25 protein-coding genes are annotated in these 25,358 nt (G+C 31.6%); 11 read left to right on the forward strand and 14 right to left on the reverse strand.

Annotation, left to right across the window (positions count from 1 at the left end; all coding sequences use genetic code 11):
* Positions 1-4: 4 nt before the first annotated feature.
* The 3 genes from D1818_RS09440 to D1818_RS09445 form a co-directional block, all read right to left on the reverse strand.
* The gene (locus D1818_RS09440) at positions 5-889 is read right to left on the reverse strand and encodes an IS3 family transposase (RefSeq protein WP_205487267.1); all 885 of its coding nucleotides are present in this window, start codon (positions 887-889) and stop codon (positions 5-7) included.
* Positions 853-1,284, reverse strand: a complete 432-nt coding sequence (locus D1818_RS25600) for a transposase (protein ID WP_205487263.1) — start codon at positions 1,282-1,284, stop codon at positions 853-855. The genes D1818_RS09440 and D1818_RS25600 overlap by 37 nt, the downstream gene beginning before the upstream one ends.
* A 212-nt stretch (positions 1,285-1,496) precedes the next feature.
* Positions 1,497-2,327 carry a hypothetical protein gene (locus D1818_RS09445; RefSeq protein ID WP_118458315.1) on the reverse strand — a complete coding sequence of 277 codons (831 nt, stop codon included), beginning with the start codon at positions 2,325-2,327 and terminating at the stop codon, positions 1,497-1,499.
* Positions 2,328-2,490: 163 nt separating this feature from the next.
* Here D1818_RS09445 and rpsO point away from each other — a divergent pair, with 163 nt between their 5' ends.
* The 3 genes from rpsO (at position 2,491) to D1818_RS09460 (ending at position 7,879) form a co-directional block, all read left to right on the forward strand.
* Positions 2,491-2,760 carry a 30S ribosomal protein S15 gene (gene rpsO, locus D1818_RS09450; protein ID WP_025664998.1) on the forward strand — a complete coding sequence of 90 codons (270 nt, stop codon included), beginning with the start codon at positions 2,491-2,493 and terminating at the stop codon, positions 2,758-2,760.
* Between the two features lie 250 nt (positions 2,761-3,010).
* The gene (locus D1818_RS09455; RefSeq protein WP_118458317.1) at positions 3,011-5,215 is read left to right on the forward strand and encodes a polyribonucleotide nucleotidyltransferase; all 2,205 of its coding nucleotides are present in this window, start codon (positions 3,011-3,013) and stop codon (positions 5,213-5,215) included.
* Positions 5,216-5,374: 159 nt separating this feature from the next.
* Complete coding sequence (locus D1818_RS09460) at positions 5,375-7,879, forward strand: chondroitinase-B domain-containing protein (RefSeq protein ID WP_118458319.1); 2,505 nt, start codon at positions 5,375-5,377, stop codon at positions 7,877-7,879.
* A 75-nt stretch (positions 7,880-7,954) separates the two neighbouring features.
* Here D1818_RS09460 and D1818_RS09465 read toward each other — a convergent pair whose 3' ends face one another.
* The 8 genes from D1818_RS09465 to D1818_RS09500 all read right to left on the reverse strand — a co-directional run bounded on the left by D1818_RS09465 (position 7,955) and on the right by D1818_RS09500 (position 14,339).
* A complete protein-coding gene (locus D1818_RS09465) occupies positions 7,955-8,515 on the reverse strand; it encodes a hypothetical protein (protein ID WP_118458321.1) in 561 nt (186 codons plus the stop codon).
* Positions 8,516-8,693: 178 nt separating this feature from the next.
* Complete coding sequence (locus D1818_RS09470; RefSeq protein WP_118458323.1) at positions 8,694-9,062, reverse strand: hypothetical protein; 369 nt, start codon at positions 9,060-9,062, stop codon at positions 8,694-8,696.
* A gap of 150 nt (positions 9,063-9,212) precedes the next feature.
* Positions 9,213-9,395, reverse strand: a complete 183-nt coding sequence (locus D1818_RS09475) for a hypothetical protein (protein ID WP_147406187.1) — start codon at positions 9,393-9,395, stop codon at positions 9,213-9,215.
* Positions 9,396-9,496: 101 nt separating this feature from the next.
* Positions 9,497-10,312: a hypothetical protein gene (locus tag D1818_RS09480; protein ID WP_118458326.1), complete on the reverse strand. Its 816-nt coding sequence runs from the start codon at positions 10,310-10,312 to the stop codon at positions 9,497-9,499.
* 179 nt (positions 10,313-10,491) lie between these two features.
* A complete protein-coding gene (locus tag D1818_RS09485) occupies positions 10,492-11,550 on the reverse strand; it encodes a fatty acid desaturase (protein WP_118458328.1) in 1,059 nt (352 codons plus the stop codon).
* Positions 11,540-12,637 (reverse strand): acyl-CoA desaturase, encoded by a 1,098-nt coding sequence (locus D1818_RS09490; protein WP_118458330.1) that lies wholly within the window; start codon positions 12,635-12,637, stop codon positions 11,540-11,542. Before D1818_RS09490 ends, D1818_RS09485 begins: the two co-directional genes overlap by 11 nt.
* A 164-nt stretch (positions 12,638-12,801) precedes the next feature.
* Entirely contained in the window at positions 12,802-13,188 is a 387-nt protein-coding gene (locus D1818_RS09495) for a hypothetical protein (protein ID WP_118458332.1), read from the reverse strand.
* 2 nt (positions 13,189-13,190) lie between these two features.
* On the reverse strand, positions 13,191-14,339 hold the full coding sequence (locus D1818_RS09500; protein WP_118458334.1) for an LA_2272 family surface repeat-containing protein: 1,149 nt from the start codon (positions 14,337-14,339) through the stop codon (positions 13,191-13,193).
* A 250-nt stretch (positions 14,340-14,589) separates the two neighbouring features.
* Here D1818_RS09500 and D1818_RS09505 point away from each other — a divergent pair, with 250 nt between their 5' ends.
* From D1818_RS09505 to D1818_RS09540, 8 genes are all read left to right on the forward strand, one after another.
* Positions 14,590-15,558 carry a hypothetical protein gene (locus D1818_RS09505; protein WP_118458337.1) on the forward strand — a complete coding sequence of 323 codons (969 nt, stop codon included), beginning with the start codon at positions 14,590-14,592 and terminating at the stop codon, positions 15,556-15,558.
* Between the two features lie 177 nt (positions 15,559-15,735).
* The gene (locus tag D1818_RS09510; protein WP_027395748.1) at positions 15,736-16,599 is read left to right on the forward strand and encodes an RNA polymerase sigma factor RpoD/SigA; all 864 of its coding nucleotides are present in this window, start codon (positions 15,736-15,738) and stop codon (positions 16,597-16,599) included.
* 219 nt (positions 16,600-16,818) lie between these two features.
* On the forward strand, positions 16,819-17,226 hold the full coding sequence (locus D1818_RS09515) for a BLUF domain-containing protein (protein WP_118458339.1): 408 nt from the start codon (positions 16,819-16,821) through the stop codon (positions 17,224-17,226).
* 134 nt (positions 17,227-17,360) lie between these two features.
* Positions 17,361-17,765 (forward strand): BLUF domain-containing protein, encoded by a 405-nt coding sequence (locus D1818_RS09520; RefSeq protein WP_118458341.1) that lies wholly within the window; start codon positions 17,361-17,363, stop codon positions 17,763-17,765.
* A gap of 113 nt (positions 17,766-17,878) precedes the next feature.
* On the forward strand, positions 17,879-18,286 hold the full coding sequence (locus D1818_RS09525; protein WP_118458343.1) for a BLUF domain-containing protein: 408 nt from the start codon (positions 17,879-17,881) through the stop codon (positions 18,284-18,286).
* Between the two features lie 50 nt (positions 18,287-18,336).
* Positions 18,337-18,996 (forward strand): ribulose-phosphate 3-epimerase, encoded by a 660-nt coding sequence (gene rpe, locus D1818_RS09530; protein ID WP_118458345.1) that lies wholly within the window; start codon positions 18,337-18,339, stop codon positions 18,994-18,996.
* Entirely contained in the window at positions 18,996-19,961 is a 966-nt protein-coding gene (locus D1818_RS09535) for a YpdA family putative bacillithiol disulfide reductase (protein ID WP_118458347.1), read from the forward strand. The genes rpe and D1818_RS09535 overlap by 1 nt, the downstream gene beginning before the upstream one ends.
* Position 19,962: 1 nt before the next feature.
* Positions 19,963-20,496 carry a hypothetical protein gene (locus D1818_RS09540; RefSeq protein WP_118458349.1) on the forward strand — a complete coding sequence of 178 codons (534 nt, stop codon included), beginning with the start codon at positions 19,963-19,965 and terminating at the stop codon, positions 20,494-20,496.
* 73 nt (positions 20,497-20,569) lie between these two features.
* On the opposite strand, the gene D1818_RS09545 is transcribed toward D1818_RS09540, so the two are convergent.
* From D1818_RS09545 to D1818_RS09555, 3 genes are all read right to left on the reverse strand, one after another.
* Entirely contained in the window at positions 20,570-21,274 is a 705-nt protein-coding gene (locus tag D1818_RS09545) for a Bax inhibitor-1 family protein (RefSeq protein WP_118458351.1), read from the reverse strand.
* A gap of 179 nt (positions 21,275-21,453) precedes the next feature.
* Positions 21,454-22,311, reverse strand: a complete 858-nt coding sequence (locus tag D1818_RS09550) for a zinc-dependent peptidase (protein ID WP_118458353.1) — start codon at positions 22,309-22,311, stop codon at positions 21,454-21,456.
* A 203-nt stretch (positions 22,312-22,514) separates the two neighbouring features.
* The gene (locus D1818_RS09555) at positions 22,515-25,292 is read right to left on the reverse strand and encodes a helix-turn-helix transcriptional regulator (protein ID WP_118458356.1); all 2,778 of its coding nucleotides are present in this window, start codon (positions 25,290-25,292) and stop codon (positions 22,515-22,517) included.
* Positions 25,293-25,358: the final 66 nt, after the last annotated feature.

The following is a 25,358-nucleotide window of genomic DNA, read 5'->3' on the forward strand; positions in this document are numbered from 1 at the left end:
AATTTTAATTTGCTACCTTTTGTTTTTTGTAGCTTTTTCTTTTTAATTTATTTTGTTGATGCATTTGATCAGGTGTTAACATTGAATTAGATAAATGAGGTCTTATCTGATTATAAATGCGGATTGCATTTTGAACCAGTTTGGTTTTGATTTGCATTGAAGTATCATACTTGTCAATAGCAAATTCTTGTTTAAGAATTCCATTAATTCTTTCTGCTATGGCATTTTCGTAAGGGTCATATTTTTCAGTCATACTAGGGCTAATATTATTGATGTTTAATGTTTTTTGATATTCATTGGAACAATACTGTAATCCTCTATCGGAATGATGAATTATAGGTTTTTCATTATAATCTCTATTAGAAATAGCCATATCTAAAGCTGTTAAAGATCCTTTTACACTTAGACTATTTGATACATTATATCCCATTATTTTTTTAGAATAAGCATCCGTGATTAAAGCCAAATAACATGGATTTTCCCTATTTCCTATATAAGTTATATCACTGACCCATACTTGTTCTGGTCTGATAAATTCAACATCTTTTATTCGATTTTTATGTTTTCTAAATCTATGATGAGAATCCGTAGTTACATGATAATTCTTTTTAGGTAAAATCAACAAGTTATTAGCCTTTAGTATTTTAAATAGCTTATCGCGACCAACTCCGATTACTTTGAGTTGAGATTTTAAAAGATGAAATAATTTTCTTGTACCGATTCTAGGCATTGATATGCGAATGGTATTTACTAAATCAATTACCTTTTTACTTAGTTTTTGTTTGTCTTGATAAGACCGAATAGCTCTATAATACACCTGTCTATTCACCCCGAGTAAATCACAGGTAGCAGTTATGCTTTCTTGTTTTTCTTGGCTATATTTTTCGATAACTCGGGTACGTGCTTTTTTCTGATCGGAATATTAAATTCCTCTTCGGCGATATCAATCATCATATCAAATATAATTGCTTTCTTATCCGCACGCTCTGCTAAAAATTCAGCTCTTGCTTTTTGTTTCTCTAAAAGCTTGACTTGCTGTTCTAATTCTAAAATACGTTGTTCAGGTGTTTTGGACATGGATCTATTTACACTAAAATCATAATCAAATTTACCATATTTTTTTAACCAAGTGCGAATCGTAGATCTTGCTTGAATACCATACTTATCCAAAGCTTGAGTTCTTGTTAATAAGCCTTGTTCAATCTCATGAACAACTTGTAGCTTAAAGGATAAACTGTAATCCTTCTGTGTACGCTTTACATAATTTGAATGTAATGACTCCATAAATAACATTTTAGTGTAACGATATTTCAGGACGAGACATTAGATCAAAAAAAATCAATTTAAAATTTACGACCCGGTTTTTACCGGGTTTTTTTACACCCATAAATAACATTGTTCAAACCTTTTTCAGTATTTCTTATATTATTGTTGCACAAAAAAAGCGTCTTCCGAAGAAAACGCTTTTAATTTTTAACCCTGTTTAAAACCAAACTTTACAACAATATCTCTCTTTCTACCCCTTGGTCATTTGTAAAAACGGCTTTATTATCACAAGACCCATCACCGTAATCCAATGATCCACTAAAGCCAGTTCTTACCAACTCTACTACTCCACTGACCAAAAACCTACAGCTGGCTTCACGTCGCAAAGAATTAGTAATAGTAGTGCTATGCATATTACCATTTGCAAAATTAGTTTGCCATGAACCTGTAATTAAGAAAACATTATCTCCCCAATTACCATTAAAAGCGCCTTCTATCCATTCACGAGTCTTAGACCCTGTTCTTGAAGCTTGCGTACCATCTGCAAATGTTACTGTAAAATCAAGATTCATTGAATATTGTGGATTACCATTATCGTTAGCTTTAAGCCTGGTAATTGTTCTGGAACCGGTAAATCCTAAATCATCAATAAAAAAATCTTCCAGACTATAATTAATCACCAATGACATATCTTCTACACTTAACTCATACGACATAAGAATCTTTCCTTTGACAATATGCCCACTTCTTATCGCACATCCGTCTGTACCAAAATCGATAGTAACATTTTTGGAAGTACTTGTTAATTCTATCGTTACTGTAGCGCAATCAGGCAAAAAGCGATTATTACCACTTTTAGCCAAGCCTTCTTCATCTTCAAAGCCTTGTAATGCGAGGTCACTTAGCACTTCGGCACCATCATCAATCTTTGCAGTAAGTGTCGCTTCTTCACTATCAATACTATCAAGTGGTAATTCATCTATCGTCTCTTCACTATTACATCCTACTAAAACTATGGAAAAGAATGCAATAAAACCAAATTTCAAAATGTTGTTCTTCATTATCTTAATTTTTAATGTTACCCTTCTATGACTTAATCACTTAGAAAAGGTTTAATCAAAAATGTTTTTTTTACTAAAAGTATTTATAATCTAAAAAGTATTATATTTGCACGCTGATAGCAGAATGCTATTTATACATAAAAATCATTTAAATAATATTGGAATGTATTTAACGAAAGAAGTTAAAGAAGAAATCTTCGCAAAACACGGAAAAGGTAAAAACGATTCTGGTTCTGCTGAAGGACAAATTGCACTGTTTACACACAGAATTACACATTTAACTGAGCACTTAAAAAAGAATCGTAAAGATTATAATACAGAGCGTTCATTAGTAAAGCTTGTAGGTAAGCGTAGAGATCTTTTAGATTATCTTATTAAGAAAGATATTATGAGATATCGTGCAATTGTAAAAGAATTAGGATTAAGAAAATAATCAAAAAAGAGAGGCTGTATGCCTCTCTTTTTAATTATACTCTTCTCCTTTTTATTGAAGTTTAAATAAAAACATTTTGATCCAAAGGTGATCAAAATGAATGCCTTAGTTTTTCATTGGTCGCGCAACTACAACAACAACAACACAACCTTGTCCGCCCGAGTAAGACGGAAACCAATGTTTAATTAAACCTATTGGTAATTATTAATGAAACACATTAGTAGTACTATTAGGTCAGAATCAAAAAAATATGATTCCAAAAGTTTATAGAGAGGTCATAGACCTTGGTGACGGTAGAGAAATATCTATTGAAACCGGAAAATTAGCAAAACAGGCACATGGATCTGTTGTTGTTCAATCAGGCAAGTGTATGTTATTATGCACAGTGGTATCTAATTACAAGCAAAGTGATGTAGATTTTTTACCATTAACAGTAGATTATCGTGAAAAATTTGCTGCTGCTGGTCGTTATCCTGGTGGTTTCTTCAAAAGAGAAGCAAGACCAAGTGACGGAGAAGTATTAACAATGAGATTAGTAGATCGTGTATTACGCCCTTTGTTCCCGAAAGATTATCATTCTGAAACACAGGTAATGATTCAATTAATGTCTCATGATGATGACGTTATGCCTGATGCAATGGCTGGATTAGCAGCTTCTGCAGCGATACAACTTTCTGATTTCCCTTTTGAGTGTGCTATCTCTGAAGCAAGAGTAGGACGTGTAGATGGTAAGTTTATTATCAATCCAACAAGAGCTCAACTAGAAGTATCTGATATCGATATGATGATTGGTGCATCTGCGGATTCTGTAATGATGGTTGAAGGAGAGATGGACGAAATTTCTGAAGAAGAAATGACCGAAGCTATCAAGTTTGCTCATGAAGCGATCAAAGTACAATGTGCTGCTCAAGTAAAACTAGCTGAAGCTTTCGGAAAGAAAGAAGTACGTGAATACGAACCTGAAAGAAATGATGAAGATTTAGCTAAGAAAGTTTATGACATGGCATATGACAAAGTATATGCTGTAGCAAAACTAGGATCTTCTAAGCATGAAAGAGGAGCTGCGTTCGCAGAAATAAAAGAAGAAATAAAAGCTACATTCTCTGAAGAAGAGTTAGAAGATTTTGGAGATTTAGTGTCTAAATATTATTCGAAAGCAGAAAAAGCTGCTGTTCGTGATCTAACATTAAACGAAGGATTACGTCTTGATGGTAGAAAAACTACAGATATCAGACCTATCTGGTGTGAAGTAGATTATTTGCCTTCTACACACGGTTCTTCTATTTTTACAAGAGGAGAAACACAAGCATTAGCTACCGTAACCCTAGGAACTTCTAGAGAAGCTAATCAAATCGATATGCCTTCTTATGAAGGTGAGGAAACATTTTATCTTCATTATAACTTCCCTCCTTTCTGTACAGGTGAAGCACGCCCAATAAGAGGTACTTCACGTAGAGAGGTTGGACATGGTAACTTAGCACAGCGTGCACTTAAAGGAATGATTCCTGACGATTGCCCTTATACAGTACGTGTTGTTTCTGAAGTATTAGAATCTAACGGTTCTTCGTCTATGGCAACTGTTTGTTCTGGTACTATGGCATTAATGGATGCTGGTGTACAAATGAAAAAACCAGTTTCTGGTATCGCTATGGGATTAATCTCTGACGCTGATTCTGGAAAATACGCTGTATTATCTGATATTTTAGGTGATGAAGATCACTTAGGAGATATGGATTTTAAAGTTACCGGAACTGCAGATGGTATTACTGCTTGCCAGATGGATATTAAAGTAAAAGGATTAAGCTACGAGATTTTAGTAAATGCATTAAAACAAGCTCGTGACGGACGTTTACATATTCTAGAAAAGTTAACGGATACTATTGCTACACCTAATAATGATGTGAAAGCACACGCTCCAAAAATGGTTACAAGAACAATTCCTGGAGAATATATTGGAGCATTAATTGGTCCTGGTGGAAAAGTAATTCAAGAATTACAAAAAGCAACAGGGTGTACTATTGTTATTAATGAAGATCCTGTAACGGAAGAAGGTATTGTAGAAATACTAGGAACAGGTCAAGAAGGAATCGATGCGGTATTAGCAAAAATCGATTCTATCACATTTAAGCCAGTTGTTGGTAGTATATATGAAGTTAAAGTAGTCAAAATGTTAGATTTTGGTGCTGTAGTAGAATATATGGATGCGCCAGGTAATGAAGTACTACTTCACGTTTCTGAATTAGCTTGGGAGCGTACTGAAAATGTGAGTGACGTTGTGAATATGGGTGATGTTATGGATGTTAAATATTTCGGTATTGACTCTAGAACTCGTAAAGAAAAAGTTTCTAGAAAAGCATTATTACCGAGACCTCCAAGGCCTGAAGGTAGTAAGTCTAGAGATGACAAGCCAAGAGGTGATAGAAAACCGAGAAACAATGATCAAAAAGAGAATTAATAAGCTCTCTTAATGACGAATAGAAAACGCCTTCAAAATTTGAAGGCGTTTTTGTTTTTTCACCAAAAACATTGATTTTACAAAAATGAATAGTATATTTGTATTGGTTGACCAATTTGGTCAACCAATTTATAAACAAAAAAAGTAAAGCCCTAAATTATGAAAAACAAATATGTAAAGGTATTTACCTTCCTACTTGTATTGATAGCTTTTCACAATTACACCTACTCTCAGATTGTAAATAACGAATCAGAATTGCAAACTGCTATCACAAATGCTTCAGCCGGAACTACCATTACCTTAGCAAATGGAACCTGGACTGATATATTCATTAATATTAATAAAAATGGTACCCAGAGTAATCCTATTACCATTAAAGCGCAAACTTCTGGATCAGTATTTTTTGAAGGAAATTCCAGAGTAAGTATGGGTGGTTCTTACATCATTTTTGACGGTGTAATTTTTCAAAACCCATCTAATTTAGAAGTTAGTGGAAGTATCATCGAGCCCGTAATTGAACTTAGAGATTCTAGCAACAACGAATGTGATCATTGTACAATTACGAATATCAAAATAGATAGTTACAATGGTACCGCTGCTCAAGAGATGTTAACATTTAAATGGATTATCGTTTATGGACAATACAATGAAATAAGTTTTAGTTCATTTATCGGTAAATACGGTATAGGAAGTATCATAAACGACAATAGAAACGCTACTTCTACTGAATTTGCAGAGCCAGATTTCACAAAAATACACCATAATTACTTTGCTGATCGTACTCCCGTAGGTGTTGTAAATGATGAAAATGATCAGGATGCCATTAGAATTGGAAATAGTAGCACTTCATTACACCCATCTAATACGGAAGTATATGATAATCTATTCTATAATTGGTCTGGAGAAGTAGAGATCATTTCTAATAAGAGTGGTGAGAATAAATATTACAATAATACTTTTAGAGATTACCAAGGAACACTTACCTTAAGACATGGAGACGATTGTGAAGTTTATAATAACTTCTTTTTCGCTGAAAACAATCTTTTCTCTGGTGGTATTAGAGTAATTGGAGAAGGACATAAGGTATACAATAATTATATTGAAGGAGTAAACTCTGAAAAACCAGATGGTGGTAACACAAAGACAGCTGGAGCAATTAACGTGAGTAATGGTCGTCCTAATTCAGCACTTAATGGATATTTTCAGGTTATCGATGCCACTATTGTAAACAACACCTTTGTAAATTGTGATTATGGTTTTAGAATTGGAACTAATGTAGGTAGTGATTTAACCTTGGCTCCTGAAAACCTTATAATCGCCAATAATATTATGATCAACACCAGTGAAAATGCATTTGATGAACAAACAACTCCAATAGGTTCTTCTGTTTATCAAGGGAATATTACTCAAAATGGCGCTTGGGATCTTACCACAGGAACCAATAATAATCAAGTAGTTACTGATGGGCTTTTAGAAAATGGCACTTTATATTATGAATTAGGAACCAATAGTCCGGCTATTGATGCTTCAGTAGGGAACTATTCTTTTGTAACTACCGATATTTTGGGTGGAAATCGTTCTGGAACTACCGATGCTGGTGCTGAGGAATTCAACTCTGGCGGCTCACGTATTCCACACACAACTGCAGATGTGGGTGTTTCTATTGGTTTTGGCGGTACAGGTATTGACGCTCCGAGATTAACTGCGAACCCTACATCATTAAATGTTGCCAGAAGTGCAGGAAGCACTTTATTTGATATTGATTCTAATGTTGATTGGACAATTACGGATAACGCAGATTGGTTAACTCTTAACATTTCTTCGGGAAGTAACTCTGCAATAATTACGGCTAATTTTACAGAAAACACTACTTCTGCAGAGCGAACAGCTACTGTAACTATTAATGAAGTTACAGGAGGAAGTAATTTAACCACTATGTTAACCATTACACAGTCTAATGTTTTTTCTGAAGAAATCACTATAGTTGGTGCGACAGCTATAGGAACTGAACAAGGAAAACCGAATGTAGGACCCCAGTTTACTTGGGATGATAATATAACAGATGCAGAATATTGGACAGGAGATGCAAATACAGAACCAGAAGTTTCCATAACCTTTAACCTAGCCTGTATCCGCTCTTTAAGTCAAATTGGAATCCATATATTAAAGGCTGATGAAAGAACTATCAATTTTGATATTGCCGTAGCTGACGATCAAGCAGGACCATTTACCAATGTATTAAGTAATCAAGATAGTGCAATTGAAACAGGTGCAGAAAATACAGAACAATTTTTTGATCTTAATAACGTAACAGGTAGGTATCTAAAGTTCATCTCTAACGGAAATAATACTGGATCTGGTTTTGCAAGTATTGTAGAGGTAAACATTTATGGAAATACAGAATGCGATGCAACACTAGGTATAGATGACAATCTTCTTTCTTCTAGAGGAATTTTATTATACCCTATCCCAGCAAAAAACCAACCTATTGTTATCGAATCTAAAACAACAATCGGAACAGTAGAAATATATGATTTACACGGTAGATTGATATTTCAAAAAGAAATTAACAATAATATTGGAGAATTAGAAACCAGTAATTTTAGTACAGGAACTTACATCGCTAAAGTACAAGGAGCTTACGGTCGTTTTATAATTCAGTAATCATAAATAATATACAAAAACGCTTTTAACTCCATCTTTTAAAAGCGTTTTTGTTTTAAATAAAGAAGAATTACTTCAATTAAATTTATATTGAAAAACAACATTTCCGCTATACGTTGTGTTTATAGAATTAAAGTTTACAAAGGGACTTAAACCAAAAGCAAATCTTTTAGCCGGATAAAACAAAAACTTAGTATTCATAGACATTCCCAGAACATTCTTTTGATCCACAGCACCCCTTTTTGTTATAATTTTATGATGATACAGACCTATGCCAACGTTACCCTCTATTTTGAACCATCTCGTTAATTCTAGTTCCCTTCCATATAATAAATTAACTCCATAAAAACCCTGTAACTCAGGATCTCCTCCAAAGTTTATAATTACCAATTCGGTTCCCGATTCTAGACGAAAAGAAAAAATATTTTTATTATACGACATAGAAATAAGACTATTAACAGTTATTCCACTATGATCATATAAATCATTATTTTTAGGTTTAGTATGATATATCCCAAAACCTGACTGTATAGATCTGAATTTGAATTTATTGTTTTTTAAAGAGGTGTTACCTTGTTGACCAAAAGTAATTATTGATAACAACATCGCTATCTTGGTAATAAAAAATCTTCTCATAATAAGAAAGTTTAAAATTGTTTAGTATTCCAAACATACTGGCAATAAATCGACCACAGTTGTCAAAATTACAAGGGTAAAAATATATCCTTTCGATAATCGCAATCAATACTTTGTATCATAAAAAAACCTTTTAAATATTATTAAAAGGTTTTTAATAATAGTTGAATAAACCAATTCAAAAGAGTCTTCCCAACACAACTCCAAACTGCAAACCATATACACTTTTCACTCCATTTAGATTACCATAAGTAGAGAGTTCTAAACCTACTACTCGATTAAAAGTGTATCGTAAAGATATTTTTGAGAATCCTCCAAAAATTACTTTTTTACTCTCCTTACTTCTTCTATAGTCTAAAGAAGGGCCTCTAGATATCCCAGGAAAACAGAAACCTCCGAATCCACAGGAAGAAGCTGGAGAAAACTCGGCTTTATACTCATAATCTTCACTATATATTATAGAAGGCCCACCTGCAATAAATATTTTAAGAGATTTCTTTTTGTTAAGTGCAAAAGATTTGAACACATTAGGTGATAGTGAATACAATCTATTGTCTCGTTCACCACCATAAGGAAACCTTTTTTCTGTTCCTTCTGGTAATTCAGTACCTTCAAAATTTTCTATCTCCTCGATTGGAGGAATTCCTTTAGTACTTTCAGGTGTATAAGCTGAACTTGTAAAATCAAAACCATACCCTCATCCATTCTTCCGTTCGAACATTAAACCCGCGTAAATATCCAAATCGTTACTTTCGTCGCTTACTATCGTACTGAGTCCATTAGTAAAAGCAATTGATTTTTTATCAGTTTTCACATCTTGACCTGAACAATAGTTGGAAATGTACAGTAGTAAAACGAATAGTTTAATTAATCTTCTCATTATAAAAATTTTATTGTTTAGTGATTCAAACATACTAGTCATTCGCCGACTGTGGTTGCTAAAAACACGCTTTGTAAAAATTTTCATTGTGATTATCACAACTAAAAAAGTTGATACGTAATTCCGATTTTATGAGATCTTATTCCTATACTTTGATTCTCTTGTGTATCGACACCGGTAAATTGTGATAAATAACTCACTACTAATCGTTTATATCGATAACTTATCATACCTCCAGTAATTGACGCATCTGTATCTCTAATGGTGTTTAATCCTAAGAATACACCTAAACTTACAGAGTTATCGGTATTAATTTTATATACCGCTTCACTTTCGGTAATAATGGTAAAAAAAGATTTCTTATTAAATATATTATAATCTTGTAAAGTGATATCGTCAATTTCTTCTAATCTATCCTGATAAGGTCCAAACTCATAGTTATACATAACTTTTAGCCCTATAGGCCTAAACTCGAATTTGGAAGTGGATACCCTAAAATTAACCCCCGCTTTTAATCCTACGTTATAAAAATCTAACTTTTCATCTAAAGCTATAATAGGAAGGCCTGTAGTAATGTCTAATTCCTCTCCTTTAAAGGTAAACGTACCATATGCCGCACTAGCACCATAAAAGAAGTTCAACCACTTTTGTGAAAAAGATTTGTATACATCTAGAGACGCTACGGTTTTTCTGTCATCTTCCTCTTGTCTAAATTGTTGTTGTCTTGCTATATCTATGGCTCCGGAAGCATAGATTACAGCTGTATTCTCTCCTTCATATAGGGGTTTTGCGATGTATGAATTTACCGAGCCGTAACTGGCTGTTGTATAGGCTTTGGACAATCTAGAGACCGAACAACTAGTTATGGATTGAACTACTATTAAAAGTATTCCCACTTTAATACATTTTTTCATCATAATATTGCTTTTAAAATTGTTTAGTGATTCAAACATAGTGGCTATTCGTTAACTACAGTTGTCGAAAACACAAGACTAAAATTTGGCTCTTGCGATAATCACAATGCAGAAATCTTCATAAAAAAAGCACTTTCAAAAAAAATGAAAGTGCCTCACTACTATTCTATGATTTATAAAACTTACTTTTTTGCCCCTAAAGTTTTTAAATGCAATAAGTGAGCTACTACTCCTCCTAAATAAGATGTTTGATTAGGTATAATATCATTACTTTTCAAAATCTTATATAGAATCTTATTTAGTTCTGGGTAATAGATATGATGTATATGAGGAAAAAGATGATGTGCAATATGATTGTTGAATCCTCCAAAAATGAAATTAGCCACATTACTAAACGGATAAAAATCATTAGAACTTTCTATTTGATTCATCAACCAAGAAGTTTTGATAAATCCAAAGTCATCAGTTTCAGGGTACATAACACCCTCAATATGATGTGTCATAAAAAAAGTGAACAATAAAAACAAAGATTGCACTAAATGCATCATTATGAACCCTGTAAAAATCCAATACCATTCTTGATTTACGAATATCAATGGTACTACTAATAAATATGATATATAAAATATTTTCTGACACCAGAAAGAAATTTTATATCGCATAGTTTTAGTTTTTCCGGTAATTGTTTTACTAAAGAAAATTTTAAAATCTTTAATGAACACCCAAAATAAGGAATACGTAGTGTATAAAATCGGAGCGTACCAATGCTGAAATTTATGAAACCATTTGATTCGTGAACCAGGAACTACTCTAATGAGATTTGTAATCTCTAGATCTGTATCATACCCTTCTACATTAGGCGCATGATGATGTGAACTCACATGCCTCTCTTTCCAAGCTTCCGCATGTGCACCTACCATAGTATAAAGCAATACAAAACAAGTATGATTCAGTTTTTTATCGCTAAAAATAGTATTATGCGAAAAGTCATGTGCAAAATTAAAAGCAAACAACAACGAAATTAAACCGAATGCAATATAAGCCACAACCAACATAAATGGATGATTTATAACATAAAGACTTATGTAAGCGATGAGCGTTAAGATAAAGTAAATAATACCTTTTAATACAATCCGGTTTTTAAACCGATAACGACAAAAATTCAATTTCTCGTTAACCTCTTTCTGAATAGAAAGAAATAATTCTGAATGAGATGGGTTAGAAATATGTTTAGATTTCATAATTAAGAGGTTTAAATGTAACTTGAGTTCCCATTTTTTTCAGAAATCTAAAATGTGATCGTAACGCTTGACTATATGTCATCTCCATATATGTAACTCCATATTTCTCTGCCACCGTTCTAAATATCGGTAGTAATTTTATATAATGTACGTGACAAATATTAGGTAATAGATGATGTAACGCGTGCGCATTAAAACCGCCTAACGTCCAATTTAAAAAAGTGCTATTCACATTATAATCTACAGAAGTACACATCTGTAATTTAGGCCAACTCATACTAAGTTTCCCATTTGAATCAGGCTCAGGATGCACCACATAGTCGGATAAATGTGATACTCCCAATACCGCTGTAAAAACTATGGACACCAGGAAATGATTTAATAAAAATGCTGTTAAAATATATTCCCAGCCAAATGGCAATAGGATACTTGGGATCACAATCATGTAAGTGATGTAAGCTATCTTGAAAAAGATAAGCTTAATAATCTCCCAAGTTGGAATAGTAATCTTAATCGTTCTACTAGAACGATTAAAAATCATTAAAAACTCTCGGAATAAGAACCAATTAAGGGAATAGAATAAATATAAAAAAGGGACATACAAATACTGGAATCTATGATACCTTTTTAAATCTTGGCCTGTTGTCATTCTTACCAGAGGATTATTAAGGACATCTATATCGCTTCCTTCTATATTGGTATACAGATGATGAGACTCATTATGATTCTTACCCCATACATATGAGTTATTCCCTTGTAGATTAAAACTTAATTGAAATAAAAGTTTATTCCAAAATTTACTTTTTACCGCAACTCCATGCGCTGCATCATGAGAAACATTAAATGCATTTAATAATACAGATATACCTAGACCAATATAGAAAACGAAGAATGTTACTATATTTGATGAAGTGAGCATCAAAAAATAAAACAAAAATACTAAGGTAAAATACAGAGCTATTTTAAAAATCATCTTTCTATTTCCTGTTTTATCTATTTGATTACTTTCAAAATAATTCCTGATTCGTTCATTAAGCTCCTTATAAAACTCTGAGCCTTCATCTTTAGAAAACTTTATTTTTTTCATAATTATTTCTTTTAAAATTTGACATATCAATTGTAGCGTGATAACCAAAGACGTTGGTCTTGGTATCTCGATAGCAACATTTATTTATTGGTGTGATTAATAAATTGATAGTATCTAAAACAGCAATACTTTGCTAACTCTTAGGTCTCTAAAAAAGTGACAACCTACTTTCTCTTACGCGAAGTAATATCTCTAAATACGCCAAGTTGTACTTTTCCAGTTTTTGATAAAAAAACTAATAATTGTTCTTTACCAGAACGTACGTTTATTTTTTGAGTTCGCCAATGTTTGATAAATGACAATATTGAAATGACTCTATTGCTTGATGAAACACTAAAAATTCCATCCTTTAAAGATCCTTTTATATATTTTGAAATCCTCTGAGTTTCTGATTTCATTAGACTAATTTTTAAAGTCTCCCCGTCCATTAGTTTAATACGTGTATACAATTTTTCTTTTACCGGAATAAGACCAACCAAGTCTCCAGTAAGTACATAAAATGCCTCGAATCCATAATCCCCTTCGATGCTTAAGTTGCTAGTGATGTTCATAATTATGATGTTTTTGATTTCACTTTCTTTTTAAACTGCCAATTAATAAAAGGTAAAGAACGTCTCTCATTCTTATTCCAAAGACCTAATTGTATTCCTCTAAAATCTTTACAAGAATTAAACAACCCAACTTGTACTCCCTTTCCCTTTCTGGATTGATTCCTTACTCCGGAAATCATAACACCTTCAAAATCATAAGTCATCGTATGCACACCTGTTAGCGAAAAACCTTTCATAGTATAAATACCTGTATATACTCCTCCTATCGTCACTCCAGATTGTCTTGATTTACTCATTGATCCCACAGCACTAATCGTTAATCCCTTTATAAAAACATTCATATCATCTTTATTACGTGCTAAACTAGAGTCAGAAGTAAATAATAAACCATTCATGAATCCAAAAGTATATGCGAACAAGTTAATAGGCTCAACCTCTATAAGAAATCCCTTTACTTTTAAAGATGCTTCATCATTAAATGGAGCTGTACTTATAGATAAAGCGAACCCATTTACCTCATCCACATTAAAAGGGACAATACCTATCTTTCTAGAAACATATGTCTCCCTTTTAATAATAGGTTTAGGTTTTTCCTGTAAACCTTCATAATAGTAAGTTTGTCCATCTGATTCGTAGATTAAGTCTAATCCTTGTGCAGTCAACAAAAGGCCTGATTCATATAAATTAATATCATTAGAATACACCTGTATATTTTTGATTTCTACAGACTTGTTTTTTAGATCACTCTCAAATATAAAGTTATATTTTTTTAGGTTTATTTTTTCATACAACCCTAAGGACCTATCTGATATTAAAAACAATTTGTCTAGATTCTTCACTGGAACTGAAATTGTATCAAAACCAATATTATGTTTTTTTGCGACTGCTCCATTAAAAGTATTAGTAACATATATTGTATCTTTCTTTATATCTACTAACCTACCATTATATCGTTCTCCACTTTTTAATTTTAAGTCATACAAAACATTTTCGTACAAATAAAATCCTGTAGGATTAGCTTTCAACATATTATCCTTTTGTTCAAAGCTTTTTCCTTTTTTGATCAGTAACAGATTCGTTTCCTGAGCTTTTAAGTTTATCCAATTCATCAATAAGATGAAAGCGAACACTTTTACAACTTTACTTTTCATTTTTTCATTTTTTAATAATTTCACAAGTCAAAACTATTGTGATAATTACAAGACAGAAAGTGATAAATGCGAATAGAAATTTATTTTTTTGTGATTATCACAAAATATAAAGAACTAAATTCGTTATTTGCGATAAAAGTAATAATCGCAAGAGGTTAAGTATTTTTTTGTGATAATCGCAAAAATTAACTTATTTTTCTATTTTACTTTACAACACTAAACAACATTGTCAATCATCAAAAAGCCTGAAATGATACAAGAAAATTTCTTAGAACTCATCAAAAAACAAATCAGCTCTAAAACTTCATTAATAGATGAAGTGGCCACTGCATTAGATATTAGTTATGATGCTGCACATAGAAGGATTAGTAAAAAAAGTAAAATATCTTTAGAAGAAGGTGTAACATTAGCCAAATATTTCAGCCTATCCATAGATCAACTATTCTCTAGTGAAGATGAGCATATAGTAGCCGTAAAAAAGACTGCTCCAGTTCAAGATATGGATAGCCTACTGGCTTATTATGAAAACTCATACAAATCATTATCTCCTCTTATTAATAATAAAGATGTAGAAATGATCTATTCTGCGAAAGATTTACCCATCTTCTACACATCAGATGACAACTTACTTTCTAAATTTAAAATGTATGTCTGGTTAAAAATCATGGATTCTGATCTAGGTGATGTAAGATTTACAGGATTTAATCCATCATTATCGCTTCTAGAAGCAGCTAAACGTTTAGGTAATATGTATAATGATCTAAACTCTATAGAAATATGGGATATCACTACCATAAATAGCACACTAAAACAAATACACTTTTATTTTGAATCGAATTCACTTACCTCTAAGGATGCTCTAGAAATATGTGATGATCTTGGAGAATTAATTAATAAGATTTCTAAAAAAATAATTGAACAAAAAGATAATTTCAAATTCTATTATAACGAACTGCTATTGATGAACAATAGAGTATTGGTCAAAACACCTACGGAAAGGTCATTATATGTGCCTTTTACAATTCTTTCCTATTACAGAACCAATGACGTAATAACCTGTGATCAAGCAGAACAATTCTTAAAGATCCAGATGGAAGGATCTAAGCTGTTAAGTACCGCAGGAGAAAAAGAAAGAAACTTATTTTTTAATAAGATGCATAAAAAGATTGAAGCACTGCGATCTCTTATTGTAGCAAAAAATGTTTTAGAGTTTGAATAAATTTGTAATTAAACAGCTAATGATACGACTAAAAGTCCAACGATTCAAGTCAAAAAAATAGATGATTGAAAAAATAATTTTACTTTTTTGTAACATTTTGGTAACAATACACGTATAATAAATAAAAGCAACGCCCTAAATAAAGTATTCACAAATAAAAATTCAAGGATAACATAGATGAGACAACTTAAGATTACGAAGCAGGTAACGAATCGTGAAACTGCATCGCTGGATAAGTATTTGCAGGAAATAGGTAAAGTAGATCTTATTACCGCGGATGAAGAGGTAGAATTAGCTCAGCGAATAAAAGCTGGTGATGAGAGAGCCCTTGAAAAATTAACAAAAGCAAATTTACGATTTGTAGTATCTGTAGCAAAACAATATCAAAACCAAGGACTTACATTACCGGATTTAATTAATGAAGGTAACTTAGGATTGATTAAAGCGGCAAAACGTTTTGATGAGACCAGAGGTTTTAAGTTTATTTCATATGCTGTATGGTGGATTCGTCAATCTATATTACAAGCGTTGGCAGAACAGTCACGTATTGTTCGTTTACCATTAAACAAAATTGGATCTATTAATAAGATCAATAAAACATATGCATTCTTAGAGCAATCTCATGAGCGTCCACCAAGTGCGGAAGAAATTGCAAAAGAACTGGATATGACTATAAACGACGTTAAGGAGTCTATGAAAAACTCTGGACGTCACGTAAGTATGGATGCTCCTTTAGTAGAAGGAGAAGACTCTAACCTTTATGATGTATTAAATTCTGGTGAGTCTCCTAATCCAGATAGATCTTTATTACACGAATCTCTTCGTACAGAGATAGAACGTGCTTTAGAGACACTTACACCAAGAGAAGCAGATGTGATTCGTTTATATTTTGGTCTAGGAGATCAACATCCTATGACACTAGAAGAAATTGGAGAAACTTTTGATCTAACACGTGAACGTGTTCGTCAAATTAAAGAAAAAGCTATTCGTAGATTAAAACATACATCTCGTAGTAAAATATTAAAAACTTATTTAGGATAACTTTTAATTTCCTAAATTGCGATTACAAACAGTTTATAACATAACTGTTCGTTTTTTGATTGATGAATGACCTCCGGCTGATTACCGGAGGTTTTTTCATGTATACGCATGATTTTAAAATTTTAACAAAAATTTCCCTGCGAACTTTTAAAATCATTTTGTGTTCTTCAAGTATTTATTGACACAAAAAATAGTATCTTTAAGAAAGATTCATATCAGATGTGGCAAACTATTAGTTATGTAAGTACCGTAGATCCCTCACTAAGAGATGATGATATAGAGAAATTGTTTGAGTTCGTTAAATCGAAAAATAATGACCTTAAAATTACAGGAATCTTAATGTACTCTGACGGTAATTTCCTTCAGGTATTAGAAGGAAAAAAAGATCTAATCGATTCCTTATTTCTAAAAATAAAACAGGACTCTAGACATTACAATATTATCAAAATCTTTGATAGAGCTATAGTAAACCCATGTTTTTCTAAATACCATTCTAATTTCACTGTAGTAGGTGAATCTTATGATTATAGTGAACTTCAAACTTTTCTAAGTGAAGAAAAATCCTTTAATCCAGATAATTACAAAAGCATCTCTTATCTAGCTAATAAATTCATGAAACTATCGTAGTGAATGTTATATTCTGTGTTTTTTTAACGTTTCGTAAAAGTAATTCCTACAAAAGAATAAACAAACGATAAAAAGTAAATTTAACATAAATATTCCCCAAAAAATAACTAACTTTAGTTTATAAGAAAACTAATATGTTGCATACTATATCTTATGTGAGTACTTCGAAAAAACTCTCTGATTTTCAAATCAATGAGTTATTGTGTATTTCAAAACTGAAAAATGATGATCTTAATATTACTGGAATTTTGATGCATTCTGATCAAAACTTTTTTCAAATTATAGAAGGTGAAAAAAAAATCATATTAAATCTTTATCAAAAAATTGAGGACGATTTAAGACATTTCAACCTTATTAAAATATTTGACAGACCCATTCAAATTCCTTCTTTTAAAAATTTTCATAGTAGTTATATTACAGTTCGCGGAAAAAAAGATCACGTCGAACTTCAGCAGTTCCTAAGGCAAGAAAAAGCAAATAATCGAAAAAGTTTTAAGAACATTTCATATTTAACTAATAAATTTTTGGGACTTTCTTAAAATATAAGATCAAAAAAACGGATAAGACTAAAGTATTAAACAAATGTTAATTTTTTTAAGATTAGGGATAACTCCCTACATTAATATTAAATTTAATAAACATTAATTCTATCATGTGGCAAACCATCAGCTATGTAAGTACAGCAAATCGATTATTAACTAACTCTGATGTTAATGAACTATTAGATTTTGTTAAGGTTAAGAATAATAGTCTAAACATAACTGGTATTTTAATGTATTCTGATGGAAATTTTTTTCAAATCCTCGAAGGTGAAAAAACTATTATAAAGGAATTATTTAAAAAAATACTTCTTGATTCTATGCATTATGATATAATCAAGATATTTGATCATGAAATGGAGGAACCATCATTCTCTAAATATAATTCTAGTTTTTCTACGATTAACAAAAGATCTGAACATTCGGAATTAAAGCAATTTTTAGAAAAAGAAAAATCTTATAATCCTGAAACATTCAAAAGCGTATCTTATTTAACAAACAAATTTATGGAGCTTTCTTAACCATAATTTCAAAAGTTTAGTAGTACTTTTGTGGCAAATAATACAATTTTATGTCTTCAAAACTAATTGCCCCTTCAGTATTAGCTGCTGATTTCGCTAATTTACAGCGTGATGTAGAAATGATCAATAACAGTAATGCCGATTGGTTTCATATCGATATTATGGATGGTGTTTTTGTTCCTAACATCTCCTTTGGAATGCCTGTCTTAAGAGATATTGTAAAACATGCTTCGAAAACTATTGATGTACACTTGATGATTGTAGATCCTGATCGATATATAAAGACTTTTGCTGATTTAGGAAGTAATATCCTTACCGTTCATTATGAAGCCTGCACTCATCTGCACAGGACACTACAAGCAATAAAAGCGGAGGGCATGAAAGCTGGTGTAGCTATAAACCCTCATACTAATGTAAGTTTACTTGAAGATACTATTAAGGATATTGACTTAGTATGTATTATGAGTGTTAATCCAGGTTTTGGCGGACAATCTTTTATAGAAAACACTTATAAAAAAGTAAGGCAGCTTAAAGAAATCATTGATCGCAATAATGCTGATACATTGATTGAAATTGATGGAGGAGTTACTAACAAAAATGCCAAGCAACTGGTCGATGCAGGAGCAGATGTATTAGTGGCAGGGAGTTATGTTTTTAAAAGTGAAGATCCAATCCAAACCATAAAAGGGTTGAAAGAGATAATTTCTTAATGAAACACATAGATCTAATAATAATTGGTGGAGGTCCGATCGGTATTGCATGCGGTCTGGAAGCTAAGAAAAAGGGACTAAATTATCTTATTATAGAAAAAGGACCAATCGTTAATTCTCTTTTTAATTATCCTGTAAACATGCAGTTTTTCTCTTCTTCGGAAAAACTGGAGATCGATGAAATTCCTTTTATTAGCAATGAATCGAAACCAAAAAGAAATGAGGCATTAGAGTATTATCGAAGGATTGTCACTTCTAACGATTTAAACATTCATCTTTTTGAAAAAGTAAATTCTGTAAATAAAGAAGAAAACATCTTTCATATAAAAACGGATAAACAAGAATATACTGCTTCATACATTATTCTGGCAACCGGATTTTATGATATCCCGAATACGATTAATGTTCCGGGAGAAGGGCTTCCAAAAGTTTCACATTATTATAAAGACCCTCATTTCTTTGCAAAACAAAAACTAGCAGTTATCGGTGCTAGTAATTCTGCAGTGGATGCTGCTTTAGAATGTTACCGAAAAGGAGCTGATGTAAGTATGATTATTAGAGGTCCAGAAATTGGTAAACGTGTAAAATATTGGGTAAAACCAGATATCGAAAATAGAATCGCAGAAGGCAGCATCAAAGCATATTATAACGCTACAGTTAAAGAAATAAAACCTCAGCAAATCATCCTAAATACTCCTAATGGAGAAATAAGCGTAGAAAATGATTATGTATTAGCTTTGACTGGTTACACTCCCAATTTTGATTTTCTTAAAAAAATTGGAATTCAACTTTCTGATGATGAAAAAATGTATCCCAACTATAATGAGGAAACCATGGAATCTAACATTGATAATCTATATCTAGCTGGAGTGATATGTGGTGGTATGGATACTCATATATGGTTTATAGAAAATTCTAGAATACACGCAAAAACAATAATAAAACATATAATTTCAGGAAAATAAGATGTTTAGTAAAAATCCTGTTGCTGTATTTAAAAAAAGATCTGAAAAATGGTATCAAGATCTTCAGAATTACAGCCAGGAAAGTTTATATCATAAACCATCTTCTGACCAATGGACTCTTGCTGAATTATATGATCATATTATGCGCGTAGCAAAGACATACCAACTCCCAAATTTCCATAAATGTATAGATAATGATACTAGAAATGGAAAACCTAAGAACAGTGCAGCGTATTTAATCTTTAATCTGAATATCACTCCTTCTCGTAACATCAAAATGGAATCTTTTCCTTCTAAAATTGTAGCTGACTTTACTCCTGAAATACTGGATAGAGATATATTAGAAAATAACTTCAAAGAATTTATAGCAGAAACAATATCCAAAGAATCATTAGTAAAGAAATGTGATACAAAAATAAAACATAGTCATCCGTTCTTTGGGATGATTAATGCTATAGAGTGGTTTTCTCTAATCGAAATTCATATGAGACATCACGAACGTCAGAAGAAACGATTGGAATCTATGAATAAATAATGAAAGGCCGTCTTAGTAAGACAGCCTTTCATTATTTATATGAAGTATTTTCCAACCTATTTAAGCAGGTTTCTTAATCATTAGATAAAATACTAAGGATATACCAGAAAAGTAACATTAGTGAAGCGAACAACCCTAAGGATGCTCCCACATACTGATCCTCAGAATATTTATGAACCATATTGGATGTTTGATATAATATAGAAGCTGAAGCTAAAACAACCATTCCAACGCTAAACCACAATCCAAGATTAAATCCAAATAGCAATCCGGCTACAATTAAACCTAATGCAATAAAAAAGCCAATTGTTAACATTGATTTTAGGAAAGAGAAATCTTTCTTTGTTAACAAAACTACCCCAGAAAGACCTGTAAACAAGGCTAATGTTAAAATTGCTGCTTGACTTAAAATATCTCCTCCTCCATTTCCTGCAATTATCATCGCATACCCAATCAAAGGAATAAAAATAAACGCTTCTGCTACCACATATAGAAGCAAACCTAAATACTGTTGCTTGATATCATGACTTTTATGTGCCATTTTTTCGGCATAACTAGTTGCCAACATAAAACCTCCTAGCATTAACATCCAACTCCAGCCTTGTGCCATCGAAAACGCAAAGTTTACAAGGGGTTCGATCTGAAAAAACACCCATTCTACAATCACAAATAACAATACAGCCATCGCCAGATGCGTATAGGTTTTTTTATAAAAAGCTACTCTTTTTTCATCCGTAAGTGAACTTACTACAGGTGCTACTTGCTGAAATCCTTCCATGTTATTCTTTTTTTATCAAAATTGTTAAGTACGATAAATATAGTTTTTATCGTTTAATATAAGTGTCATAGTTGAGTAAAATGTTACCCTACTTTTTGCTTTTTTTACAAATTAATTATCAAATAACTTATATACCACAAGCATACAAGATTCAAAATGTTTTAATACCAGTTTTAAAACTAAAAATATCTAAAATTTAACATACGACCGACGTATGTATAAATATCCGGGAATTGTTCTTTAAGTTTCTCAGGAGATTCCATAAAAACTTCTACTAACACTGCTATAAATTCAAATTTATCTGTAAAAGCATATTCTCTTAATATTTTAGATTCAATAATCTTATTTCGTAATTCGAGAGAAGAAAGGTGTTTCTCTAGTTCTAAAAAAGTATCGTAAAATATTTCCGAGCTAATATTATTACTCTTCAGCGAACAATAATGGATGGCATGGGTGATTTCGTGAATCCCCAGATTTATTCCATCTTGCTGATGTAAATTTCCTATATTAAAATGTTCCCAGGATAACACTAATGCCTTAGATCTTGGATTGAACTCTCCATTATTTTCTGTTTTATTCAGAATAGAGTAATATGAAGATGGGTACAAAATAATAGTTTCTACATATTCTAACAAATAATTACGCATCCCAAAGGTTAACTGAATTACCATCATCGTAATTTGCATCCGTTTATCGTCATCAATGACAAGTCCTTCTCTACCGACAAACTTGGTGCTTTCTAAAAATTGTACAACTCGATGCTCAAAATATCGTTTTCTCTGTTTGTCTAATTGATTATATAATGTATTTGTTTTTAAAATGGACAATAAATGAGTTGGTAATTTTTTAGGAACAAAATAAAAATGCACAAAAAAAGGTTTCTTGTAAAATTTTGCATATACTGTTTCTAGATATCGAAAAACATAATACAAACATATCGAAACAATACCAACGGTAAGTATGATTCCAAGGAATTTCGGAATCCCAGGTTCAGGTTTTTCCTGAAAGGACAATGTGTATGAAAAATTAAAAATCAAAAAGGCTAAGTAGGTTTACAAAGTCACAAAATAATGCTTTTGAGATAAAAACTCTGTTAAATCAATTACTAAAACGTTAATCCTTAAATAATAGTATTAAAAAAGAACACGAGCTTTAGACAATAAAAGCACCACGAGTGTGGGATTCTTAAAAAAACTATTGATCAAAAAACATATATATTATAGATAATCAAAGAGAACATCTAAAAACTCATCAAAAATTGAGTCAAATTATCATCTGAACTTAGATTTAATTTTTTTCTAAGCTTATGTCGATTTACATCCACACTTTGAGGACTTATCCCAAGTAAAGGAGCTATTTCTTTTGAAGACAAATTCATTTTAAGGTACGCACACAATCTTAAATCCTTCGAGGTTAAACCGGGATGTTGTTTGGACAATCTTTCATAAAACTCCTGATGAGACTTATCAAAGTTTATCTTAAACAATTTACTCTCCTTATCAGTAATATAATATTCTACAAGCCTCTTTAAATCAGTGTAATTACTATCTTTTGATCGAACATTTGGAGACTCTTGGATTTTCACAATCTTATCTCTAATTTTCTTCAAAATCTTATTTTTATTAAGATTTACATAAGCAATCTGAGTAAGCTCTCTGTTTTTTGCCTTTATTTCATCTTCTAGCTTAGAATTTTTGAGTTCTATGATTTTACGTTCTTGTTCTAATTTTTGGGCTTTGTATTCTTCCTCCTGCTTATTCAGTTTTTCTTCTTTCTGCTTCAGAAGTTGATTTTTTTGCTTCTTCATTTTATAGCGATTAATAGAAAATGCTACAAATACTATCCCACTAATCAATAATAAATAAAGTATATACGCCAAGGGAGTTCTATAAATAGGTGGATTTACTGTAAAGAAAATAGAAGACTCTCTTACAGTTCCATCATACTTAGCTCTGATATAGAATGTATAATCCCCTTCAGTCAGGTTATACAATGTATGCTCTGTTGAAGTTGTCCAATCACTCCAGTCTTCCTCGTCTATTTTTGATTGATAACTTACTTTCTTACCGTATATAGGCAAAGCATACCTTATTTTAAGGTCGTTGTCCTGAAAAGGTATTTCTGAATTTTTTAAATAAGAAACACTAGTATTAACCGAAACAAAATCTCGAATTAACACCTCTTCTCTAACACTATCTACAGGTGTCAAATTATCTCTAGCATATACTGAAAAACCGCTATAAATAGGAATAAGTTCTAATTCATCATCTAGTGTAAAAGAATTTAAAACATCCGGGACCAATTGATCCTGAAGCTCTTCTAGGTTTATTAAACCCTTTTTATTTTCTATTACAATACTTCCATTATCTACATACCAGATTTCGTCTTTCTTCTCAATAATACGAGGTGCATATCCTTTTTTATATCCTAGCTCTTTTTTAACAAAAGAATCATTTTCTGGCTCATATGTGTAAGAATAAAAACCTGACGTAATGACAATTTGTTTTCTAACCTTAGACATTGATAAAACAGTTCCTTCAAAATCACTAAGAGGAAAAAAAGCTTCTTCTACAAGTGTATTGTTGTCGTCTAAACTAAACTTAAATACACCTTCTGATCTTAAGGCTAGCCATATGTGATTATTCTTATCAACTTCTAGATATCTTACAGATTTATTAAATCCTTTAAGTTGGTATTCTTTCCAATTATCATCAACTTTCTCATATAACGAGACTCCATTATAATGAGGTGAAAGAATAAGATCTTTATCCTTATACCTAAAACTTCTAAAATCCCAGGCTCCTTTACTAAAGCCCATTTTACTTAATGTTTTTCCGCTCAAAGTGTATGCGCCTGTATCATGCCCAACCAATACCTCTTCATTCACAGAGACAATATTCCAAACTTGCCCTTTTAATAATTGCTCAAAATCTTCTTCCTGAACTGTCGATTCACCGTCCAACAGATACAATCCCTGGTTAGTGCCTATATAATAAGAACCTTTATCTTTTATTGCAGCATATGTTGTTCCTAGTTTACCGTAGTAATCATAAAAATATTTCAAAGAAGAGTTTAATTTTAAATAATCAACTCCATAATCTAATGCTAACCAAAGATTATGTTCATCATCCTGAAATATTGACAAAACCGTATTATTCTGTAATCCTTTTAACTTGTTAATATTTTCGGTTTTTCCATTATCCAAATCAAGTATATACAATCCATTCGATACCGTTCCTAACGCAATCCTATCCTCTTCAAGTTTTAAAAAGGAGAAAATTTGTGCTTCTTTCACTTCCTCGGATAAAGAAAAATCTAATGGAACAACTTCATCATTATTAAGTGTAAAAAGTCCTTTTGTATCACTTATGAGAATTAAATTTTCACCAACTTTAGTGACTCCTATAATATTCGCATTTAATTCTTTGCTATTATATATGGGCAACAAACTTGTTCCAGATAATTTAAAAATACCATACTCATAATCATTTACATATAAGTCACCATTTATTTTATAACTCCATCTAAAACAACAAGGAGCTGGTATTTTGGTAATGATATTACCTTGATTAATATATAAATTACTAAAAGTCTGAAAAACGACTTCATTATCTATTTCGTGTATTCTCCAATACTCTTCTGCACTATCAGAAACACTTTTACTGACCTTATTTAATAATGAAATTTTATAAGCATCATTATTATCATTAATTAATAATCCAAAATGACCATCCGCACCAAAATAAATCGAATCCTTATTCTTAACAAATAAACTTCTATTAACCATGACGTCGTTAGTCGCCACAGCATTCCATTCACTTCCATCAAAAATTAAGACTTTATTTTCGTTTGCTACATATACAATTCCATTTTCGTCTTGTTCAATATCCCAAGATTGTGCACCAAATCCCATATTTTTAGTGTCATAATGGATGATCTCAGGCAAAATCTTATTTTCAATAGATTGCGAAAAAGAAAAGAATTGAAATAGGAAAAATAAAAAACAAATACGATTCATTAATTGCTCTATTTAAGCTAAGGTAGTCTCTCAAATATACCAAAAATAATCTTAACAGTATGGATT

Origin of the sequence: Aquimarina sp. BL5, assembly GCF_003443675.1 — a bacterium.
GTDB lineage: Bacteria > Bacteroidota > Bacteroidia > Flavobacteriales > Flavobacteriaceae > Aquimarina.

What these genes read in the sequence shown, in the direction of transcription:
- rpe (WP_118458345.1), top strand. Translation starts at nt 18,337, where the DNA reads ATGTCTTCAAAACTAATTGCCCCTTCAGTATTAGCTGCTGATTTCGCT.
- D1818_RS09525 (WP_118458343.1), top strand. Translation starts at nt 17,879, where the DNA reads ATGTGGCAAACCATCAGCTATGTAAGTACAGCAAATCGATTATTAACT.
- D1818_RS09505 (WP_118458337.1), top strand. Translation starts at nt 14,590, where the DNA reads ATGATACAAGAAAATTTCTTAGAACTCATCAAAAAACAAATCAGCTCT.
- D1818_RS09510 (WP_027395748.1), top strand. Translation starts at nt 15,736, where the DNA reads ATGAGACAACTTAAGATTACGAAGCAGGTAACGAATCGTGAAACTGCA.
- D1818_RS09475 (WP_147406187.1), bottom strand. Translation starts at nt 9,395, where the DNA reads ATGAGAAGATTAATTAAACTATTCGTTTTACTACTGTACATTTCCAAC.
- D1818_RS09445 (WP_118458315.1), bottom strand. Translation starts at nt 2,327, where the DNA reads ATGAAGAACAACATTTTGAAATTTGGTTTTATTGCATTCTTTTCCATA.
- D1818_RS09480 (WP_118458326.1), bottom strand. Translation starts at nt 10,312, where the DNA reads ATGATGAAAAAATGTATTAAAGTGGGAATACTTTTAATAGTAGTTCAA.
- D1818_RS09535 (WP_118458347.1), top strand. Translation starts at nt 18,996, where the DNA reads ATGAAACACATAGATCTAATAATAATTGGTGGAGGTCCGATCGGTATT.
- rpsO (WP_025664998.1), top strand. Translation starts at nt 2,491, where the DNA reads ATGTATTTAACGAAAGAAGTTAAAGAAGAAATCTTCGCAAAACACGGA.
- D1818_RS09540 (WP_118458349.1), top strand. Translation starts at nt 19,963, where the DNA reads ATGTTTAGTAAAAATCCTGTTGCTGTATTTAAAAAAAGATCTGAAAAA.
- D1818_RS09485 (WP_118458328.1), bottom strand. Translation starts at nt 11,550, where the DNA reads ATGAAATCTAAACATATTTCTAACCCATCTCATTCAGAATTATTTCTT.
- D1818_RS25600 (WP_205487263.1), bottom strand. Translation starts at nt 1,284, where the DNA reads ATGGAGTCATTACATTCAAATTATGTAAAGCGTACACAGAAGGATTAC.
- D1818_RS09555 (WP_118458356.1), bottom strand. Translation starts at nt 25,292, where the DNA reads ATGAATCGTATTTGTTTTTTATTTTTCCTATTTCAATTCTTTTCTTTT.
- D1818_RS09545 (WP_118458351.1), bottom strand. Translation starts at nt 21,274, where the DNA reads ATGGAAGGATTTCAGCAAGTAGCACCTGTAGTAAGTTCACTTACGGAT.
- D1818_RS09460 (WP_118458319.1), top strand. Translation starts at nt 5,375, where the DNA reads ATGAAAAACAAATATGTAAAGGTATTTACCTTCCTACTTGTATTGATA.
- D1818_RS09515 (WP_118458339.1), top strand. Translation starts at nt 16,819, where the DNA reads ATGTGGCAAACTATTAGTTATGTAAGTACCGTAGATCCCTCACTAAGA.
- D1818_RS09495 (WP_118458332.1), bottom strand. Translation starts at nt 13,188, where the DNA reads ATGAACATCACTAGCAACTTAAGCATCGAAGGGGATTATGGATTCGAG.
- D1818_RS09500 (WP_118458334.1), bottom strand. Translation starts at nt 14,339, where the DNA reads ATGAAAAGTAAAGTTGTAAAAGTGTTCGCTTTCATCTTATTGATGAAT.
- D1818_RS09465 (WP_118458321.1), bottom strand. Translation starts at nt 8,515, where the DNA reads ATGAGAAGATTTTTTATTACCAAGATAGCGATGTTGTTATCAATAATT.
- D1818_RS09455 (WP_118458317.1), top strand. Translation starts at nt 3,011, where the DNA reads ATGATTCCAAAAGTTTATAGAGAGGTCATAGACCTTGGTGACGGTAGA.
- D1818_RS09490 (WP_118458330.1), bottom strand. Translation starts at nt 12,637, where the DNA reads ATGAAAAAAATAAAGTTTTCTAAAGATGAAGGCTCAGAGTTTTATAAG.
- D1818_RS09520 (WP_118458341.1), top strand. Translation starts at nt 17,361, where the DNA reads ATGTTGCATACTATATCTTATGTGAGTACTTCGAAAAAACTCTCTGAT.